Source organism: Agrobacterium leguminum (assembly GCF_015704895.1).
Classification (GTDB): domain Bacteria; phylum Pseudomonadota; class Alphaproteobacteria; order Rhizobiales; family Rhizobiaceae; genus Agrobacterium; species Agrobacterium leguminum.
Window position 1 is genome coordinate 67,344 of sequence record NZ_JADQWB010000013.1, and the last position, 18,357, is coordinate 85,700.

An 18,357-nucleotide genomic window follows, 5' to 3' on the forward strand; every position below is an offset into this window, starting at 1 on the left:
GATCGCCCGTGTGAAAAAACTTCTCGTCTGGCTCTGGGCGGTTCTGACGACACCGGCCGGCACGCTGAGCCTGGCCTTCCTAACCCTTGGTGGTTTCGTCGGCGGGGTCATGTTCTGGGGCGCCTTCAACACCGCGCTCGAAATGACCAACAAGGAAGCCTTCTGCATTTCCTGCCACGAGATGCGCGCCAATGTTTATGAGGAACTGACGCGGACGGTGCATTTCTCCAACCGTTCCGGCGTGCGCGCCTCCTGTCCGGACTGCCATGTGCCGCATGAGTGGACGGACAAGATCGCCCGCAAGATGCAGGCCTCGAAGGAGGTCTGGGGCAAGATTTTCGGCACCATCGATACGCGCAAGAAGTTCCTCGACAAGCGGCTGGAGCTTGCCCAGCACGAATGGTCGCGCCTGAAGGCCAATGACAGCCTGGAATGCCGCAACTGCCATTCCTCCGCCGCCATGGATTTTACCAAACAGACACAGCGCGCCGCCGATATCCACTCCAAATACCTGCTGACGGGCAAGGCCACCTGCATCGATTGCCATAAAGGTATCGCCCATGAATTGCCCAATATGGAAGGCATAGACCCCGGCTGGAAAATGCCGCCGGCGCTCAACGACCAGCCGGGGCCAACGGCCTCTGCCGTCGATGACCTGCGGCGCGCGATGACGGATGTGCACCGGAACGTGTTCTGATCCGCCTGAAAAACCAAACGCCGTGCATCCCTTCGGGCGCACGGCGTTTTCGTCAGTACAACCGGATCGCAGCTGTCGCGGCGATCCGGTTGCCAATATGTCTGTGGCTTAGCCGATCTTCACATTGTCATCGCGCTTGATGGCGATGAGGGCCGAGCGCGGCAGTTTGCCTTCGCCATCCGGGAAGGGGGCGTCGGGGTGCTGGATGCCGACGAAATGGGTGCGCTTGTCGCCGGACCATGTCTGGCCGGTGACTTCGGAACCCTTCGGGGCGGTGAGGAAGCGCTCGATACGGCCGGTGGCCGGGTCGCCCGCCAGCATCTGGTTGTTGCCCTGGCCGGCGAAGTTGCCTTCATTGGTGTCCTCGCCATCGGTCTGGATCCAGAGCAGGCCGGTGCTATCGAACATCATGCCGTCAGGCGAGTTGAACATGTTGCCTTCATTGATGTTCGAAGAACCCGCATAGGCGTCCTTGTGAACGGAAGGGTTGCCGGCCATGCAGAACAGGTCCCACTTGAACTTGCCGTCCGCATGGTCGTCATTTTCCGGATACCAGCGCACGATCTGGCCGTATTCGTTCTTTTCGCGCGGGTTGGCGGCATTGATGGCCATGGCGTCGCCGCCGGCATTGGCGCGCAGCTTGCCGTCCTTCATTTCGCCGCGGCGGCTGTTGTTGGTCAGCGCGCAATAGGCTTCGATGGCGACCGGGTTGATGGCGACCCATTCCGGGCGGTCCATGGTCGTTGCACCGACCTTGGAAGCGGCCTGACGGGTGAAGACGCAGATTTCGTCGATTTTCATGCCAGTGGTTTCAGGCGTCAGGGCGAGCCATTCGCCGGCGCCGTCGTCGGAGAATTTCGCGACGTAAAGCGTGCCTTCGTCGAGCAGCTTCGAGGTGTCGCCGCCCGGCACGTAAATGCCGTTGGAGACGAATTTATAGAGGAACTCGCCACGCTCGTCGTCACCCATGTAAACGACGACACGGCCATCGCGGGCGATGACCACGGCGGCGTTTTCGTGCTTGATGCGGCCAAGCGCAGTGCGCTTGATCGGGGTGGAGGAGGCGTCCGAAGGGTCGATCTCGACCACGTAGCCTGCGCGGCGCGGTTCGTTGGGGTTCTTGGCGACGTCGAAACGCGCGTCGAACTTCTCATAGGCGTAGCGGGTTTCGGCGACGATGCCGTAACGCTTGTAATCGTCAGGCAGCTTGAAGGCGGCGTCGGTGGTGCCGAAATAGCCGTTGAAGTTTTCTTCGCAGGTGAGGTAAGTGCCCCAGGGCGTGCGGCCGGCGCCGCAATTGTTGAAGGTCCCGAGACAGTCGACACCCTTCGGGTCGGCGGCGGTCTTGACGAGATCGGAGCCTGCGGCCGGGCCGGAAAGCTTCATCGGCGTATTGTGGTGGATACGGCGGTTGAAGGGGCTGTCGAGAACGATCTTCCAGCCGTCCTTGTCTTCCGCGACTTCCATGACGGTGACGCCCTGCATGTTCTGCAGGATCTTCACGTCGTCGGCGGTCGTCGGGTTGCCTTTCTCAGCGTGCGGAAGGTTGATTTCGGGGTTCACATATTCATGGTTGACGGCGATCAGCTGGTGGCTGCCGACCACGAAGAGTTCCATGCCGTCGGTGTTTTCACCGAAGACCTTGTCGGAGTTTTCAACGCTGACGCCCTTGGCGGGGTCGAGATCGGGAACGTTGGAGAACAGCGGCTGGCCCCATTTCGCCAGCGGCTTCCAGTTATAACCTTCCGGGACATGGATGGTGTTGTCGGTGGCGGCGGCAACCGGCTTGAAGGGGAAACGGCCGACGGCGGCTTCCTGCGCTTCGGCCGAGGTGCTGCTCATCAGGTTGCCGAGCGTGCCCATGGCGGCCGCGGCCGAACCGAAGGCAAGCACGCCGCCCAGAAAGCCGCGGCGGGAAATCGCGGTTTCGACCACGCGGTCGAAATCGGTTTCGGCCGGCGGCGGGTTCTGCAGTTCGTCCCACTCGTCCCAGGACAATTTGCTCGTATCGATGTCGGTCATAGTCTGTCTCCACCGTTGCTTGTTTGGAATCATTCCAGCAAGGTGCGTACCGTCCCAATATTTCATGCGGATGACGGAAAGGGCAGTATCGGCGGTCATTTTCCCTGCGCCGGGGCGGCTTTTTTCGTCAGCGCCCGATCAGGATGCGGGTGACGAGAAAGCCGTCGAGACGGCAGAAACGGAAGGGAATCTCCGTTCCCCTGCGCCATTCGCCGCCTATGTCGGCGGTCAGCCGCAGCGAGGCCGAGCCGTTGTCGTCGAAGCCGGATAATTCCGCCGCCTCGAAAAAGAAAAACCGTTTCACTGTCGGATAAAGCGCCTTGAACAGGCTTTCCTTGGCCGAAAAGATCAAGCCGGTCATGAAGGGATCGATGTCATTCCCGAGGCTGTGACGTTCGTTTGCCGTCAGGGCCTGCGCGGCGATATCGCGGGCTTCCTCTTCATTCAGAAGCCTTTCAATATCGATACCGATGCCGCGGAACCGCCCGGAAGAGCCGGCAAGGGCAATCGCCCGTTCATGGCTGTGGGAAATCGCGCCGATCACGCCTTCTGGCCAGATCGGCGCGCGGTCCTCTCCCATGCCGGGAAAGGTGGAGCGGCCGGTGAGGCGGCGGACGGCTTCTGCCGCGCATCTGCGCCCGGCGATGAACTCCGCCTTGCGTCTGGGCAGGGCGTGTAAAAGCTGCGGCGGCAAGGGAGGGACCTCGCCGCCGCAACCCTCATCGGCGCTGTAACGAAGGGTGAGGCAATGGCAATCGCCGCTGTCGTCCGGCCAAGGCCAGATGGCCTCCGGTGGATCGCCGGAGACGGCTTCGCGATGAAACGCCGTTGCAATGGCCATGTCCGTCACCTCCATCCAGCGGCCTAGATCATGATGAGATGGCGAAACCGCTCACGCTTTTCGCCCTCCCGCTCCCGTTCAGGCCGCAAGCGTTGCGCCGCCATCAACGACGATCTGCTGCATCGTCACATGGCCGGCCTGATCGGAGGCGAGGAACAGCACCGTATCGGCGATATCGTCCGGCCTCGCGATCTTGCCGAGCGGGATGCCGAGCTTGAACTGCTCGGGCAGGCCGGCGACCAACCGGTCCTTGCCGGAAGGATCGCTCAACATGCCGGCAAGCATCGGCGTATCGGTGGAGCCGGGTGAAACGACATTGCAGCGCACGCCATAGGGCGCAAGCTCAAGGGCGGCGCAATGGCTGAGGCTGACCAGCGCCGCCTTGGAAGCGCAATAGGCCATCATGCCGATGCGCGGCACGACGGCGGCATTGGAGCCGACATTGACGATCGCACCGCGCCGCTGCCGCTTGAAGGTGCCGCTCCATTGTCGCAGCATATAGAACGGCCCGGCAGCGTTGACATCCATGCAGGCTTTCCAGTCCGCCGGCGTCAGGCTTTCGCTGTCGCCGAGCCGTAAAATGCCGGCGGCATTGACCAGAATATCGAGCCCGCCCCATTCGCTCTCTATCGCCTTGCAGACCGTCTCCACCGCCGTCGCGTCGGTGATGTCGAGCGCGATCTGGCGGAAGGGGGCCCCCACTGTGTCGGCCAGGAGGTCGAGGCCGATGACCTCGGCCCCTTCCTCGATGAAACGTTCGGCGATGCGGCGGCCGATGCCCTGGGCCGTGCCCGTCACCAGCACGCGCCGTCCGGTAAATCTCTGTTGCGTCATCTTGTCCGTCCGCTCAGGCTGCGAGCCGCTTTTCGTCGATCAGCGCCCACCAGGCGGAAAGTGTCGGCACACGCGCAAGCTCATCGAAGCCGACGGTGACACCGCGCTCCTTCAATTCGCCGGCGAGCTTCATCACCTGCAACGAATCCAGCCCGTAGAAGATGAGGTTCTCATCGGGGTCGATATCGCTTTCATCCTCCACCATCTGCAGGACGCGGGCTTTCAGCCATTCGCGGGTGCCGGTGGCCTCGCCCGCGCCGACAAGGCTTGCGGTGTCGATCACCACGCCGCAGCGCGTCGCCACATATTGCAGCGCCATGCGGTGTTCGGCCTCGGAAAAATCGGCGACGCCGTCACCGATCATGAAGGGCTGAATATCCTTCATGAAGGCTTCCACCGCCGTCATCATGCAGCCGATATGGGCGTAAACGCCGCCGACGATGATCTGGTCTCGGCCCCAGCCTTTCATGCGCTCAGCAAGGTCGGAACGCTGGAAGGCGCTGTAGCGCCATTTGGTCAGCACCACGTCGTCGGGTGTCGGCGCGAGCTTGTCGACCACCTTCTGCAATTCGGGATCGACGACGGTGAGACCCGGTCCCCACATGTCGTTCAGGAGCGCGCGGTCGCCCGGCGGCTGGTTATGCGGCTGGGCGGTATAGATGACCGGCACGCCGTTCTCTACGGCCCATGCCTTCACCTTGGCGAGATTGTCGATGAGGGTGGTCATCAGCTTACCGTCGGCCTCGTAGAACCGCAGGAAATAACGCTGCATGTCGTGGATGAGCAGTACGGCGCGTTTCGCATCGGGCTGCCATTTTGTCTTGTTGGCCGGAAAGCTCGCGGCGACCGGCATCGGATAGTCGGAAATGGTGGGGATCGTCATGATGACCTCGGTTTTGTGCTGCGCCGGCTTGGGCGGCGCGTAATCTTTGGAATTGGGACGCCCTTTTGAGCGTCCCTTTCGATTGGTGCTGCGTGTCAGGCGCTGATGGCGACGGGGGCTGTCAACAAATCGCGAAGGCGCTTCTTGTCGATCTTGCCGACGGCGGTGAGCGGCATGGCCTCGATGAAGCGCACGCGGTCCGGCAGCTTGTAATCCGCGACGCCGAGACCGGCGAGATGCTGGCGGATCGCCGGCGCCTTGAGCGCGGGATTGCGCGACACGACGAAGACGCAGCTTTTTTCGCCGAGAAGTTCGTCCTGCATCGCCACCAGCGCCGCATGCGTCACATCCGGATGCCGCAGGATCAGGTTTTCCATCTCTTCCGAAGCGACCTTTTCGCCGCCGCGATTGATCTGGTCCTTCACCCGGCCAACGACCCGCAGATAACCTTCGGGCGTGCGCTGCACGACATCGCCGGAATAATAGAAGCCGTCCTTGTCGAAGACCCGGGCGCTGTGTTCGGGCGCGCGGTAATAGCCCCGGAACGTATAGGGACCACGGGTCGCCAGCATGCCGGCTTCACCCTCCGGCACGTCATTACCATCCTCGTCGACGATGCGGATTTCGTCGTCCGGGCTGATCGGCCTGCCTTGCGTGGTGAAGACGATATGGTCGGGGTCACCGAAGCGGGTGTAGTTCACCAGACCTTCCGCCATGCCGAACACCTGCTGCAGGTCGCAGCCCAGCACCTCCGGCACCTGGCGGGCGAGCGCTTCGGCGAAGCTTGCGCCCCCGACCTGCAGGAGTTTGAGCGATTTCAGCCGTTCGCGATGGGCGGGAGCTGCCTGCAGCCACAGCGCCACCGCCGGCGGCACCAGCGGCACGATATCGACGCCGTGTTTTTCGATCAGATCGAAGCAGGCAAGCGGCTCCGGATTGGCGGCCATGACCACGGCGCCGCCGGCGTGGAACACACCGAGCGCGCCGGGCGAGCTCATCGGGTAATTATGCGCCACCGGAATGGCGCAGAGGAAGCGGGTCAGCGGCGAAAGTTCGCAAATCTCCGCGCTGGCCCGGGCGCTGTAGTCGTAGTCGTTATGCGTCCGGGGGATCAGTTTCGGCGTTCCGGTGCTGCCGCCGGAAAGCTGGAACAGCGCCACCTCATCGGCGGCGGAAGGGGCGTAAGCCGGTGGATTTTCGGCCGGGGCGGCCAGCTTCTGCTCCAGGCTGCGCTGCGGATCGGTTTCGCCGAGCAGCAGGGTCACGGCAAGCTTTGGAGAGATCGCCTTCAGCGCCTCCACAAATGTGTCATCGGCGAAAAGCTCGTGGCTGCGCGAGGCGACCACCAGCTTCGGCGCGATCTGCTCCGCATAGGAGGTCATTTCCAGCCGACGATGGCTGAAAAGCGCATTGACGGGGGCGGCGCCGATTTTGATGAGCGCGAAAAAGACGAGATAGAACTCGGCTATGTTCGGCAACTGCACCAGCGCCGTATCACCCCTGCCGATGCCTGCGGCGGAGAGATGTCCGGCCAGATTGGAGGATTGCCGGTCGAGATCGGCGTAGCTGAAACGACGGTCGCCGCAGATCAGCGCTGTGGCGTCCGGCCGGCGCTCCACCTGTTCGGCGAGAATGCCGCTCAGCGGCCGGTCGATCCAGTAGCCGCGTTCGCGGTATCGGCGAACGAAATCCTCGGGCCAGCGTTGGAATTCGATTGTCATGGTTTGTCCCTGGAAAATTAGGCCGCAAGACCGCAGGCGTTCAGCATGGTCTTGAGCTTGGTCTGCACCTCGGCCCATTCGGATTCGGGCTCCGAGGCCTCCACGATGCCCGCGCCGGCGAAGAGCCGCACGGTTTCCCGCTGCACGGTGCCGCAACGGATCGTCACCACCCATTCGCCATTCCCTTGCGAATCCGTCCAGCCGACCATGCCGGTGAAGAGGCCGCGCTCGAAAGGCTCGACGAAGCGGATGAGGCGATGGGCGCGCTCGGTGGGGAAGCCGCAGACGGCTGGCGTCGGGTGCAGCAGGCAGGCAAGCTGCAGCGCATTGGTTTCCGGATCGGCGAGACGGCCTTCGATGCGGGTCGAAAGATGCCAGAGCGCCGCCGTGTTGATGAGGGAGGGTTTTTCGGGAACATCGAGTTCCGCGCAGACCGGCGAAAGCAGCGAGCGGATATCCTCGATGACGAGGCTATGCTCGTAATGGTCTTTTTCCGAAGCCGAGAGCCGATCCGCATTGGCCTTGTCCGCCGCCGGATCGACCATGCGTTTTGCCGATCCCGCCAGCGGGTTCGAGATGATTTTCTCGCCCTGCTTGCGAATCAGAAGTTCCGGGCTGACGCCGATCAGGTCGCCGCCATCGGGCAGCGGGATGCGGAACTGGTAACCTTCGCGGTTCTGTTTGGCGAGGCTCGCCAGCAATCTTTCGACATTGACCTCGGAGGCGAAAGTCAGTTCACGCATGACGGAAAGCACCGCCTTGCGGACTTCGGAATGGCGGAAATTGACGATGGCATGTTCGACGGCGTGCTTGAAACCGCTCTCGTCCGGCAGGCTGTTCTGGCCGACAAGTGCGGGCATGGCCGAATCGGCGACGATCGGTTCCGCATCCTTGGAATTCCATTCATAGTTGTATGGAATATACAGGCATGAAGGTTCGCTGACATCGAAGGGGATCGCGCCGATGGCGATGGGGTTCTCCTGTCCCTCCCGCTGCGCACGCTCGAACGCGCCGGCCAGTGCCTGCTGCAGCGGGCTGGCAATGTCTTCGCCGCCCCGGGCGGGAATCGCTATCTTTTCGCGAATGCCCTTGGCGCGCAATTGCCCGCTGCCGGAAGTAAACAGAAATTCTCTATTAAATTCAGTAATTTCGTCGGATTCGACGTCATTCGTCCTGAGTGCTCCCGTTTTCATGGGATGCCTCCTGTGCGAGTGGTTGACGATGGCTTATACTTGAGTATGCTAATCATGTTTTGTCAACCGGTTCAAATTCACATGCTAAATTTAACCCCCATGCAGGTGGCCTATTGGGTCGGCCGCGAGGCGGATGGAATACTCGGGAAAGTTACGCCGCATCTCTACCTCGAATTCGACGGGCAGGCGGTGGATGCGGAAAAACTGGCCGTTGCCGTGGAAGGGCTCTGCCGGCGTCACCCCATGCTGAGCCTCAGGATCGATGCTGAAGGGCTTCAGTCCGTCGATCCTGCCGGCCGGCCGCTCCGCCTCGATGTGGAGGACATGGCCGCGCTTGATTCGGAGGCGCTTGCACGCCGTCTTGAGGCGAAGCGCGAGGAATGGAGCCATCGCCGGGCCGATTTACGCATTGCCGCACCGGCGGCGATCTCGCTCAGCCTGTTGCCGGGGGGACGTTGCCGTTTGCATGTGGACACAGACATGCTGGCCGTCGATCCGGCCAGCATGCGGATCGTGATGGAAGACCTTGCCCGTTTTTACGAGACGGCGTCAGGCGCAGACGAAACCCGGACTTTCGAATCGGTGACCCCGTCGTTTTTCGACTGGGCGGAACGTCTCATGTCCGATCCGGACTTGAGGGGCTTGCGCGAAAGGGACCGCCTGTGGTGGCGACAACGGCTTACCGATGTTCCGGACGCTCCGCCGCTGCCGTTTCTGTCCGATGACCCCTTGCGCGCCGTTCACACGGACCGGCTCGCCGCGTTGCTTTCAGCGGCGGAGCGCGGCAGTCTGGAGCAGACGGCGCGGCGTTTTTCCGTGACGACATCGACCCTTCTGCTCGGTGTTTTCGCACTGGCGCTGTCGCAGGCGTCGGGGGCGGAAAAATTCCGGCTTTCCGTGCCGGGTTTCTGGCGCGCGCCGCTGGTGCAAGGGGTCGATGAGATCGTCGGCGAATTTTCCAACGTGCTCGTGCTCGGCGTCGATATCAGGTCTGAAGAATCGCTTGAAGCGCTGCTTGGTCGGCTATTTGATGAGATGAACGGGCTTCTCGCACACCAGTCCTATCCGGGCGTCAGCGTCATGCGCGATCTCTCCCGCCAGCGCGGTGGTTTGCAGACCTCGCCGGTGGTTTTCACCGCAGGCGTCGATCTTCCGGGTGGGGAGCTGTTTTCGGAACGGGTCGGGCGGGTATTCGGTCCGATGGTCCACACCGTCTCGCAGGGGCCGGGGGTGGCGCTGGATGCGCAGGTGGCGGCGGTGGATGGCGGTCTGCTGATCAACTGGGATGTGCGGCTCGATGCGCTGCCGGAACGCTGGCTGCGCGCCTTGTTCGAAACCTACGTCGCTCTTCTTCGCCGGCTTGCCGAGAGCCCCGATCTTGTTTGCGAAAGCGTGGCGCGATTGGTCGCGCAGCGGTCGGAAACGGCAGCCGAGGCAAAAGGAAAACCCATGGAACGTCCCCTCTCACCCCTGCAACAGGCCTATCTGCTCGGGCGCGGCACCCATCTGCCGCTGAGCGGCGTGGCCATGCAGGAGTTCCGCGAATATCGCGGCGATATCGACCCGGAACTGCTGCGGTCGCGGCTTGCCGCGATGGTCGCGAGACATGAAAGCCTGCGCACCCGTATCGACGAGCGACGGTTGGTGCAGATGGTCTCCGATGAGCCGAAGATCAATCTCGATCTCGTAGATCTTTCGGCCATGTCTGTTCCGCAAGCCGAGGCAAGGATCGGCGCGGTGCGACGGGATTTCTCCCATGCACATTTCGATCTCGCAGCCTCGCCATGGCAGGTCACGGTGTTTCTTACGCCGGATGCGGGGCCGACGGGGCATAAGGTCGTGGTCTTCCTGCGTTTCGACGCGCTTATCCTTGATGGGCGGGCCATTGCCAGCCTCGCGGCGGAACTCTTCGATGGCGTCGTGCCGCCGGAAGCCGCCGCTACGACCGGAACGCCGAAGGAGGATATCTCGGCGGCCCGTGCCGGGGATGCCGCCTATTGGGCTGAAAAGTTGAAAGATGCCGAGGTGCCCTCGCAACTGCCGTGGAAAGCACCGCTCGAAACCATTCCCACCTCGCGTTACAGCCGCCAGAGCCTGACTGTCGAAAAACAGCGTTTCACCGCCTTTTCGCGCATCGGTGCGAAACAGCGGCTGTTCAAGAATTCGGCGCTGACGGCCGTTATTCTAGATGTGCTCTCGCTCTGGCTCAACGAAGGCGCGCTCGTCGTCGGCATTCCCGTCGCTCCGCAGGTGGAAGGCGCCTTCGCCAACCGCTCCAGCTTCATTGCCGTCCAATGGGATGCGGCCAAGAATAGCTTTGCGGAGCGGGCGGCAGGCCTCCAGACGGATGTGCTGGAAGGGCTGAACCATCTCGCCTTTTCGGGTATCGATCTCAATCGTGTGCTTCTCAATGCCAATCCGGGTGGGCTCGCCTTGCCGGTGGTGATCACCAACGGTCTGACCTGGCCGACGCTTTCATCCGAATCGACGATGCAATGGACCGGCGGGCTTACCCAGACGCCACAGGTGGCGCTGGATTTCCGCTTTTCGCAGAATCCGCAGGGCGATCTCGTGCTCGATATCGACTATGCCGAGCAGGCGATCGATGCGGCGACGGTGGCGGATATTCTCGCCGCCATCGAACGCGCGATTGCCGGGATCGCCAATAGCGGCGCTTTCTCCTTCAACACAAGCGATATTGTCGACCTGTCCCATTACCGGCTGAACGGCGACGAAGGAAACTTCGTCTGCCCGCCATTTCTGGAGCGGATCGCCGGCCATCTTTTCGAGGGCGACCCGTCACGCACGGCGCTCGTCAGCGGCAAGCGGCGCATCGCCTATGGCGAACTCGGTCAGATGGTGGCAGGGGCGATGGCGGGCCTCAAGGCGCGCGGCATCGGCCGGGGCGATGTCGTGGCCGTCTGCCTGCCGCGCAGCCCGGAACATACGGCCATCACGCTCGCTGCAGCGCTGATGGGCGCGGTCTGGGTGCCTGTCGATGCCGGCTCGCCGGAAGATCGCCTGCGCTATCTGCTGACCAATTGCCGCCCGGCCGTCATCGTCGCCCGCAGCGTTCCGCAGGGTTTCGACGCTGTCGATCCTGCGGCGCTTCTGTCCACGCCCGCACCGGCTGGTGCACCCGTTACCATGGCGGAGGTGGCGGCGCTTTCCCAAAGCGAAGAGCCTGCCTATTATCTCTACACTTCCGGCACGACGGGCAAACCGAAATGCGTCGTGCTTTCCAACCGCGCCACGGCCAATGTCATCGGCAGCACGCTTGCGGAATGGACGGTGACGGATGGCGATGTGTTCATCTCCGTCACGCCGTTGCATCACGACATGTCCGTCTTCGATGTTTTCGGCGCGCTTGTCGCCGGCGCGACGCTGGTGCTGCCGGAACCGGGAGAGGAAAAGGATGCGGTGCGCTGGAACGAGCTGGTGGCCGAACATGGCGTCACGCTCTGGTGCTCGGTGCCGGCCATCCTCGAAATGCTTCTCTCCTGCCGCCGTGGCGACCAGCTTGCCTCGCTGCGGCTCGTCGCGCAGGGCGGCGATTACATCAAGCCGATGATCGTCGAAGAGCTTCGCAGATTGAAGCCCGGCCTGCGGCTGATATCGCTCGGCGGGCCGACGGAAACCACGATCTGGAGCATCTGGCACGAGATCGTTGCGGAAGATGTGGCGGCCGTGCCCTATGGCCACCCGCTGCCCGCCAATCGTTATTTCGTCCTCAACGATCAGGGCGGCCATTGCCCGGCCGGTGTCGTCGGCCGCATCCATACGGCCGGCGTGAATGCGGCCATCGGCTATCTCGAGGATGGCGCGATTACCCAGACGGATTTCGTGACGGTTGCCGATCCGGAAGGAAACCCCGTGCGCGCCTTCCGCACCGGAGACCGGGGCCGTTACCGGCCGGATGGCAAGATCATGTTTGCCAGCCGCGTCAATGGTTACGTCAAGGTGCGCGGCGTGCGCGTTTCGCTGCCGGATGTGGAAAACGAGCTTATCCGCCATCCTTCCATCCAGCGGGTTCTGGTGGTGGATTACGGCGTCGAACAAAAGGGCGAGGCGGCCATCGGCGTGCTGTACGTCGTTGCACCGGGCCTTGAACTCTCGACCGCCGATCTGCGCAATTTTGCCCGCCAGCATCTGCCGGAATCGCATGTGCCCGGCCGGTTTCTCAAGGTCGACGATCTGCCGCTCTCGGCCAATGGCAAGCCGGATCGCCGTCGCGCCCGCGAATTGCTGACCGGTGCTGCGGAACCGGCAAAAATCTCCGCCCCTGCGGCTCCCGCCGTCGATCAGGGCGACCGCCGGGTGCTGGATATTTATCTCGGCGTGCTGGGTAAAAAACCGGCGAATGTGGATGCGAACAGCGACCTGCTGGCGCTCGGTCTTCTGCCTTCGCATCTGAAAACCGTCTCGGCTGAAATCCGCACCGCCTTCGGCGTGGAGCTCACACCGCAGCAGCTTCTGCGGTGCCGCAACGCCAGACAGGTGACTTCGCTCCTGGCCGCCCGGGCGGCGTGAACCCAATCATTTCGGGCGGCACTTCGCGTCCGATAACGGAAATTGTGCAAGGAAAAACAGATGGCGCATATCGATCCTGCCGGCGGCTGGCTTCCACTGACGCAGCCGCAACTCGATTTCTGGGAGGAGTTTTCCTTCCATCCCGACGAGCCGGTTTCCACCGTCGCCCACTACATCGATCTTTCCGGTGCGGTGAATGAAAGCGCGCTCATCGAGGCGATCAAACGCACCGTGCGCGAATCCGAAGTCCTGTCGATCCGTTTCCGCATCGGCGACGACGGCGAGACGCCGCAGCAATGCTGCGACCCGAGCCATGCCCCGGTGGTGGAGCTTGTCGATCTCCGCGGCGATTCCGCTCCCCTGGAAGAGGCGCTGCGGCGCATGAACGCGGATGTGGAAGCAAGGCTCGATCTCAGAACCGACAGGCTTTCGGCGCAGCTGCTCTACCGTATCGCCGACGATCGTTATCTCTGGTATATCCGCGCCCATCATATCGTCGTTGATGGTTATGGCCTGACGCTGGTCGAGCAGCGCTGCGGCCAGCTTTACGGGCACTATTGCGGCAAAGGCGAAGCGGGTCCGGATTTCCACCCCTTCGGCGATTTCCTTGCCGAAGAGGATGCCTACAAGCAAAGCCGGCGTTTTGAAAAGGACCGCGATTTCTGGGCGGCCTATCTTGCCGCACCCGCCGATCTGCCGGTGCTGGACAAGGATTGCGAGGATTATGGCGGCGGCGGCCTGCATACGGACGCGGCCTTGCCGCAGGGTTTCAGCACGCGGTTGCAACAGGTGGCGGGCGCAATGGAGATCGGCTGGCCGGACCTTCTGGTGCTGCTTTCCGGCCTTTATCTCCACCGCGTCCTGCCGCGGCCGGACCGCGATGTGCTGACCTTGTGGCTGCCCTTCATGAGCCGCTGGGGCAGCGTCGGCGCGCATATGCCGGCCATGCTCGTCAATATTTTGCCCTTCCATCTCACCATCGAGCCGGGCGAAAGCCTCGGCGCATTTCTGACGCGCAACGCCGCCAATCTGAGAAAGCAGCGCCTGCATGGCCGCTACCGCATCGAGCAGATCGCCGCCGACCGTGAAATCCCGAAGGGCCGGCGCTTCTTCTTCTCGCCGCTCATCAATGTCCTGCCCTTCAGCGCACCGGTCTTTGCCGGGCTTGCCGTTGTCAGGCACATCCTTGCCAACGGTCCCGGCGACGGGTTCAACCTGACCTTCCGTGGCGAGGATGACGGCAGCGAGCTGAACCTGCATATCGATGCGGATTCAGCGCTGACGCAAGCGGAGGATTTCGCCCGTTACCGCGAGGAGTTGCCATTGTTCCTCGATGCCATGCTGCGCGAAGAGGCGCTGACGCTTGCGGCGGCTGAGGCGTCCACGACATTCCGTCTGGCGGTTTGAGGGGAAGGCCGATAACGCTTACCCGATACTCTACGTCATCCTCGGCCTTGTGCCGAGGATCTAATCACGTCCAATAAGTCGAGGCGCTGCAGATGCTCGGGACAGGCCCGAGCATGACGGAGGTGGGCTTTCAGGATTTTGCCAACAAATTGAACCCGGCTCCGCTAAGGCGAAGCCGGGTTTTCCCTGCGCAAGTCCAGCTCAGGCGAGCGTTGTCAGCACGCGGCTCGAAGCGCCGGCTTCGGCAAAGCGGCTGAAGACGCCGCTAGTGGTGTTGCGCAGCCGCTCGACGTCCTGCGGGCCATACCGGTCCGAACGGTAGCTCATCAGCACGCGAATGGAGCGCTCGCCGCCGATCGTCTCTTCCATCACCTCGAATTGCAGCCCCAGCATGGATTCATGCTTGTCGGGGTCGATCTGGCGGAACTCCACCGGCTTGCCATCCGGCCCGGCAAGGGTGCCGTTAAGCTTGTTCTTGGCGTGGATCTGGATAAAGACCTCGAACAGATGGTCGCGGCCGGGCGTCATGCCCAGCGCTTCCTCGACGAGATCGATCGGGATTTCGCTATGTTCCAGCGAGCCGTTGATGGTGTTCTTCACCGAAGAAATCAGGTCGCCGACGGTCATGGTCTCACCGAAACGCACGCGATGGGCGACAACCGTGGTGAAATAACCGATCGTATCGAAATAGCTGCTATCGGTGCGGCCCGAAGCCGAGGTGCCGACCACGAGATCGCTCAACCCGCCGAGATGGCGCAGCGATGCGGCGATGGCAGCATAGACCACGTTGAACAGCGAGGCGCTGTTCTGCTTGGCAATGGCGTAAAGCCCGTCGCTGACATGTTTTTCCAGCTTGAACTCGATCCAGCCGCCCGCCGGTGCTTCGTCCTGCGATGCCTCGTGCGGCGTGCCGTCCTGTCCGTTGAGGGTAAGGCCTTTCGGCGCATCCCGCAGCATATCGGTCCAATAGGCAAGGTGGCCGGCATTGACGCCTGACGCGACCTGTTTTCTCGCAAATTCATGGAAGGGCGCCGGCTTGGTGGCAAAGACCGGAGCCTTGCCCGCCGCCCTTGCCCGGTAGGCCTCGGTCAGTTCGTCCATCATCAGGTTCACCGACCATTCGTCGAGTACGATGTGATGGAAGAGGAAGGAAAGCACCTGGCGGCCGGTCTGCGCATCCTTAAGGAAGCGCAGCCGCATCGGCAGTTCATGCGCAAGATCGAACCGCCAGCCGGCCTCCGCGTGCCGGTCCACACCTTCGCTTTCTTCGCTGGTCCAGAACCATTTGTAACCGGGCAGGTCGTGCATCGGCACGATCTTCTGCAGAACCGTATCGTCTTCGACGTAGAAATGGGTCCGCAGGCCGGGATGGCGCTCGATGATATCGAGGAAGGCGCATTCGAAGGCATTCTCATCCACCGGATCGAGGAAATCGAGTGCGAAGGGAATGTTGAAGATTTCGCCGAAACCGAAGGCGGCATAGGCCTTCCAGAGCGACATCTGCGCCAGCGAAAGCGGTGCGGTGAGCGAGCCGCTCGCCGTCGCTTCGGCCTGCGCGGGTGCTGCGGTTTCGAGCCGGGTCGCCTGTGTTGCGAGCGAGGCGGCGGTCGGGTAGCTGAACAGGTCGTTGAAGCGCAGCTCGATGCCGTGATTGCTGAGAAGACGTCCGATGATGCGCGTCGCAATCAGCGAATGGCCGCCGAAATCGAAGAAATCGTCATCCGGCCCCATGTCGGGCGAGACGAGCGCTTCACGGAATTCCGCAAGGATCGTTGCGGCGGTGTCGTCGTCGTTTTCACCGGAAGCAGCGGGCGAAAGGGCCGCCTGCTGCGGTGTCGCCACGGCGTTTTGAGGGACGATGCCGGAAAAATCCGCGCCGCCTTCGAGATGGCTGACGAAGCGCTCCAGCAGGAAGGCCGTCGCATGCGGCGATGTCTCCCTTCCGCCCGTCAATTCGAGGCGGATGTCGCCGGCGGCTGTCGGACCGGCGGCAAGCGTCAGACCGAGACCGGATTGCAGGGAGGGCAGGGGCAGGTGCTCAAACTGGAGCCCATGCTCCGATATGGCTTGAACGGGTGTCGCAAGCGCCTGCAGCGTGAAGGTTGCGGTTCCGCCTTCATTGTCGTTTCGCTGCTCCAGACCGGACAGCACGGCTTTTTCAGCCTGTTCGGACGTTTGGTCGCGGGAGATCGCTACCCGTGCCGCAGCCTCAGCCGACATCGGCATTGAAGCGCCGGTACCAGGCTCCAGGCGCAGGGTTACGGTCTCGGGACCGCCGTTTTTCGCCAGGAAAAGGGCAAAACGCGATCCGGCGCGGGCCAGAAGAGCGTTCGTCGCCGTGGAGCTGTTGAGGCCGAGCAGGGTGACGGGAAGATCGACGCCGTGGCTGTGGCTCGCCGGCCTGTCGATCCCGTTTTGCCGCAGCGCCACGACGGTCGAGCCGGAGGCCGGACGTTGCAGCCATTGAAGCGGAAGCGGGTCGACGCCGTCGCTTTCGACCGCGCGCGGCGAAAGCTGTTTCGGTGTCTCACCGGCATAGGCCGCCGTAATGCCTTCCAGCAGGATTTGCGGCGAGAGGACTTCGCCGAGCAGGCCGTGGACCAGAAATGCCAGCAGGATTTCTCCTTCGCTTAAGAGCACGACGGCCTGAAACGGCGGGTCGGTCTCGGCATCGAAGGGCCTTGCCTGCAGGTCGTGCAGCAAGGTCAGGGCCTCGCCCGCCGATGGAACATGCAGCAGTTGCACGATGGATGCGGACGGGGCTTCGATGCTCTTGGCAAGCGTGCCGTCCTCGCCGAAGGCAAAGCGTGCACGAAGTTCGGGCCAGACCTCGCAAACCGTCTTCAGCGCCGAGGTCAGACGCAGCAGATCGCACTCTTCACCGATGCGATAGGCGAGAAGGGCGCGGAAGACCTGATCGGGATCCTGAAACTGCTCGAACCAGACCCGTTCTTCGTATTGGCTCGGCGGGGCTGCATCCCCCCTGTCGAAAGTTTCTTCGATGCGACGTGCGAGCATACGCGTATTGTCTGCTGCCATGGTCCTCTCCTTGGAAATATTCGGGAATCGCGCTCCGGCGCGAAAAGTGCTGTATCGTGGGATCAATGTCCCGCGCGCGACCGTTCGATGAGCGCCTGCCAGGCGGCAAGCGTGGGCTGCCGGGCCAGATCGTCATAATCGAGCCGTGTTCTGGCAAGCTGTGAAAGCGGCGGCATCAGCCGCATGAGGGCAAGCGAATGAAGCCCGCGACCGAACAGGTTGTCCCCCGGTTCGATGTCGCGCGCTTCATCGTCGAGAACCCTGGCGACAAGGGCCTTGATTTCCGTCATCATCGTTTCCGCCTTCGGCATGGCGTCCGCCGCGATTGCCGGTTCATTCATCGAAATGATCGTGAACGCCGCTGGCGCCGCGCCGCCAGTAACCGGAAGCGCGAGTCCATTTGGGGTTGGCGCCGAATTCTTCGACCAGAAGGGCGCGAACCTCCTTTGCAGCCTTCGATTCGCAGGCGACCCAGCTGAAGAAATCGCCCTTCGGCAGGTCGAGCTTGCGCAGAGCGCCCACCAGCGCGTTGTGGTCGGTTCCGTTCTCCGTCTTCTGCGTCACCCAGACGATAGACGCATCCGCCTTCGTCGTGAGCTCCAGCCGGTCGGCATCCGTCTCGACCTCGATCAGCGCCACGACGCGGGTGCCCTCAGGCATTTCCTCCAGCCGCCGCGCCAGCGCGGGAAGGCCGGTATCGTCGGCAATCAGCAGATGCCAGTCGTAGGTGAAGGGAACGGTGAAAGAGCCGCGCGGACCGGCGATCCACGCTTTGTCACCCGCTTTGGCGGCTTTCGCCCAGTTGCTGGCGGGGCCGTCGTGATGGGTGGCGAAATCGATGGCGAGCTCGCCTTTTTCGGCATCGAAGCTGCGCGGCGTGTAGTCGCGCGCCAGCGGGCGCGGCGCGCCTTCCGGGAATTCAATGCCGTTCGGGCCGATCACCGGCAGGCTCGGTTCGGTTTCGCCGGGCTGGGCAAAGAACATCTTGACGTGGTCGTCGAAACCGAGGCTCGCAAAGCCCTCCAGTTCCGGCCCGGTCAGGACGATGCGGACCATGGACCGGCTGAGCTTTTCGACACGCGCGACATTGAGCGCGCGCAGCGCGACGGCGTGGCGATGGCGTTTGGGAGTGCGGTCCGGAATGGGGGAATCTATGGTTTCTGGCATGCTCATGCTGTTGTCTTTCCTGG

The 18,357-nt window shown here is 62.7% G+C and carries 12 protein-coding genes; 3 read left to right on the forward strand and 9 right to left on the reverse strand.

Annotated features, from left to right (window positions below; all coding sequences use genetic code 11):
• Position 1 precedes the first annotated feature (1 nt).
• A complete protein-coding gene (locus tag I3J13_RS18245; protein WP_031234041.1) occupies positions 2-697 on the forward strand; it encodes a cytochrome c3 family protein in 696 nt (231 codons plus the stop codon).
• A 108-nt stretch (positions 698-805) separates the two neighbouring features.
• Here I3J13_RS18245 and I3J13_RS18250 read toward each other — a convergent pair whose 3' ends face one another.
• The 6 genes from I3J13_RS18250 to I3J13_RS18275 form a co-directional block, all read right to left on the reverse strand.
• A complete protein-coding gene (locus tag I3J13_RS18250; RefSeq protein WP_196379686.1) occupies positions 806-2,719 on the reverse strand; it encodes a PhoX family protein in 1,914 nt (637 codons plus the stop codon).
• A gap of 127 nt (positions 2,720-2,846) precedes the next feature.
• Complete coding sequence (locus tag I3J13_RS18255; RefSeq protein WP_196379687.1) at positions 2,847-3,560, reverse strand: 4'-phosphopantetheinyl transferase family protein; 714 nt, start codon at positions 3,558-3,560, stop codon at positions 2,847-2,849.
• 78 nt (positions 3,561-3,638) lie between these two features.
• Positions 3,639-4,394 carry a 2,3-dihydro-2,3-dihydroxybenzoate dehydrogenase gene (gene dhbA, locus I3J13_RS18260; RefSeq protein ID WP_196379688.1) on the reverse strand — a complete coding sequence of 252 codons (756 nt, stop codon included), beginning with the start codon at positions 4,392-4,394 and terminating at the stop codon, positions 3,639-3,641.
• A gap of 13 nt (positions 4,395-4,407) precedes the next feature.
• A complete protein-coding gene (locus I3J13_RS18265) occupies positions 4,408-5,277 on the reverse strand; it encodes an isochorismatase (RefSeq protein ID WP_196379689.1) in 870 nt (289 codons plus the stop codon).
• A gap of 95 nt (positions 5,278-5,372) precedes the next feature.
• A complete protein-coding gene (locus tag I3J13_RS18270) occupies positions 5,373-6,998 on the reverse strand; it encodes a (2,3-dihydroxybenzoyl)adenylate synthase (protein WP_196379690.1) in 1,626 nt (541 codons plus the stop codon).
• Between the two features lie 17 nt (positions 6,999-7,015).
• A complete protein-coding gene (locus I3J13_RS18275) occupies positions 7,016-8,191 on the reverse strand; it encodes an isochorismate synthase (RefSeq protein ID WP_196379691.1) in 1,176 nt (391 codons plus the stop codon).
• 81 nt (positions 8,192-8,272) lie between these two features.
• On the opposite strand from I3J13_RS18275, the gene I3J13_RS18280 reads away from it, so the two are divergent.
• Complete coding sequence (locus tag I3J13_RS18280; RefSeq protein WP_196379692.1) at positions 8,273-12,721, forward strand: amino acid adenylation domain-containing protein; 4,449 nt, start codon at positions 8,273-8,275, stop codon at positions 12,719-12,721.
• Between the two features lie 60 nt (positions 12,722-12,781).
• The gene (locus I3J13_RS18285) at positions 12,782-14,128 is read left to right on the forward strand and encodes a condensation domain-containing protein (RefSeq protein WP_196379693.1); all 1,347 of its coding nucleotides are present in this window, start codon (positions 12,782-12,784) and stop codon (positions 14,126-14,128) included.
• Positions 14,129-14,329: 201 nt separating this feature from the next.
• Here I3J13_RS18285 and I3J13_RS18290 read toward each other — a convergent pair whose 3' ends face one another.
• The 3 genes from I3J13_RS18290 to I3J13_RS18300 form a co-directional block, all read right to left on the reverse strand.
• Positions 14,330-17,167, reverse strand: a complete 2,838-nt coding sequence (locus I3J13_RS18290) for a condensation domain-containing protein (protein WP_196379694.1) — start codon at positions 17,165-17,167, stop codon at positions 14,330-14,332.
• A gap of 62 nt (positions 17,168-17,229) precedes the next feature.
• Positions 17,230-17,508 (reverse strand): phosphopantetheine-binding protein, encoded by a 279-nt coding sequence (locus I3J13_RS18295; RefSeq protein ID WP_196379695.1) that lies wholly within the window; start codon positions 17,506-17,508, stop codon positions 17,230-17,232.
• Entirely contained in the window at positions 17,501-18,340 is an 840-nt protein-coding gene (locus tag I3J13_RS18300) for a siderophore-interacting protein (RefSeq protein WP_196379696.1), read from the reverse strand. The genes I3J13_RS18295 and I3J13_RS18300 overlap by 8 nt, the downstream gene beginning before the upstream one ends.
• Positions 18,341-18,357 lie beyond the last annotated feature (17 nt).

What these genes read in the sequence shown, in the direction of transcription:
- I3J13_RS18250 (WP_196379686.1), bottom strand. Translation starts at nt 2,719, where the DNA reads ATGACCGACATCGATACGAGCAAATTGTCCTGGGACGAGTGGGACGAA.
- I3J13_RS18255 (WP_196379687.1), bottom strand. Translation starts at nt 3,560, where the DNA reads ATGGCCATTGCAACGGCGTTTCATCGCGAAGCCGTCTCCGGCGATCCA.
- dhbA (WP_196379688.1), bottom strand. Translation starts at nt 4,394, where the DNA reads ATGACGCAACAGAGATTTACCGGACGGCGCGTGCTGGTGACGGGCACG.
- I3J13_RS18265 (WP_196379689.1), bottom strand. Translation starts at nt 5,277, where the DNA reads ATGACGATCCCCACCATTTCCGACTATCCGATGCCGGTCGCCGCGAGC.
- I3J13_RS18270 (WP_196379690.1), bottom strand. Translation starts at nt 6,998, where the DNA reads ATGACAATCGAATTCCAACGCTGGCCCGAGGATTTCGTTCGCCGATAC.
- I3J13_RS18275 (WP_196379691.1), bottom strand. Translation starts at nt 8,191, where the DNA reads ATGAAAACGGGAGCACTCAGGACGAATGACGTCGAATCCGACGAAATT.
- I3J13_RS18280 (WP_196379692.1), top strand. Translation starts at nt 8,273, where the DNA reads ATGCTAAATTTAACCCCCATGCAGGTGGCCTATTGGGTCGGCCGCGAG.
- I3J13_RS18285 (WP_196379693.1), top strand. Translation starts at nt 12,782, where the DNA reads ATGGCGCATATCGATCCTGCCGGCGGCTGGCTTCCACTGACGCAGCCG.
- I3J13_RS18290 (WP_196379694.1), bottom strand. Translation starts at nt 17,167, where the DNA reads ATGGCAGCAGACAATACGCGTATGCTCGCACGTCGCATCGAAGAAACT.
- I3J13_RS18295 (WP_196379695.1), bottom strand. Translation starts at nt 17,508, where the DNA reads ATGAATGAACCGGCAATCGCGGCGGACGCCATGCCGAAGGCGGAAACG.
- I3J13_RS18300 (WP_196379696.1), bottom strand. Translation starts at nt 18,340, where the DNA reads ATGAGCATGCCAGAAACCATAGATTCCCCCATTCCGGACCGCACTCCC.